Source organism: Dyella tabacisoli (assembly GCF_003350925.1).
Taxonomy (GTDB): domain Bacteria; phylum Pseudomonadota; class Gammaproteobacteria; order Xanthomonadales; family Rhodanobacteraceae; genus Dyella_C; species Dyella_C tabacisoli.
This window is the reverse complement of sequence record NZ_KZ857204.1, coordinates 1-1,376: the sequence shown is the minus strand read 5'-3', so window position 1 is coordinate 1,376 and position 1,376 is coordinate 1. Positions and strand designations below refer to the sequence as shown.

Annotated in this window: 1 protein-coding gene; it reads right to left on the bottom strand. The window is 65.6% G+C overall.

Translation table 11 applies throughout. From position 1 onward, the window contains the following. Positions 1 to 1,376 (bottom strand): amino acid adenylation domain-containing protein (locus DVJ77_RS20955; protein WP_114847479.1); only part of this gene is annotated, 1,376 nt, incomplete at both ends.

Below are 1,376 nucleotides of genomic sequence, written 5' to 3'. Positions count from 1 at the left end.
CCATGTATTCCGGCAGGTTCTGCAACAGCAGGGTGCGTAGCTGTGCCGCATCCGGCACGGCCTGACCCTCCTGCGGTACCAGATAAGCCACCAGGCATTTGTCGCCCGGATGGTCTTCCCGCACCAAGACCAGGGTTTCGCGCAGGTGCGGCAGTGCTTGCAGCTTGGCTTCGATCTCCCCCAATTCGATGCGGAAGCCGCGAATCTTGACCTGAAAGTCGTTGCGGCCCAAAAACTCGATGTTGCCGTCGGCCCGATAACGCCCCAGGTCGCCGGTTTTATACAACCGGGCGTCGGACTGGCCCGCCGGCGCAAACGGGTCGGCGATAAATCGTTCCTGCGTCAGCTCGGGCAGGTTGAGGTAGCCAAGAGCGACGCCGGCGCCGCCGATATAAAGCTCACCCGCCACGCCGATCGGGACCGGCTGCCGCTTGCCGTCCAGCAGGTAGATGCGGGTGTTGCCGATGGGACGGCCAATCGGGATGCTGCGGCCGGGAACCACCTGGCTGATGTCGTAGGTCGCCGCGAACGTCGTGGTTTCGGTCGGTCCATAGCCATTGATAAGCCGTTTCGGCGGATGATTGCGCAGGACCTCGCCGATGATATGCGGGTCGAGCACATCGCCGCCCACGATCAAGGCGCGCAGTTGGGAAAGCGCACCACCCAGTGCCGGCGCGTATTGGTTGAACAGCCCCACCGTCATCCACATGCCGGTGATCTGCTGCTCGCCGATAAGCTCGGCCAGTCGGGCCGGCACCATCACGTCGTCCTGAGCGACGATGACGATGGCGGCGCCGGTTTGCAGCGGCACCCAGATTTCCAGCGTGCTGGCGTCGAAGGCCGGGTTGGCGGCGCAGGCGAAGCGGTCGCCCGCCTGCAGATCGAGGTAGCCATTGTTGATCGCCAGACGCTCGATGGCGCGATGCGGGATTTGCACGCCTTTGGATTGCCCGGTCGAGCCCGAGGTGTACATGATGTACGCGCAAGCCGAGCCATCGATGGCCGTCGCCAGATTATGCTCGGACTGCCGCGCCAGCTCGGCCCGCGTATCGGCCCGATCCAGCTCCACCCGGCCGCCGATCTCCGGCGCGGCCAGGCCGCTGCGCGTGATGATGCAGCGCGCCGCACAATCCTTGAGCATGTGCGCCTGGCGGTCGAGCGGAAGAACCGCATCCAGCGGCACGTAGGTCGAACCGGCTTTGACCACGGCCAGCTCGGCCACGATGAGATCGATGCTGCGCGGCAAGGCGATGGCGACGCTATCGCCGTCGCGCACGCCGCGTGCACGCAGCAGATGCGCCAACTGGTTGGCGCGCCGGTTGAGCGCGTCGTAGCTATAGCGCTGCTCGCCCTCGATGACGGCCAGAGCCGCGGGG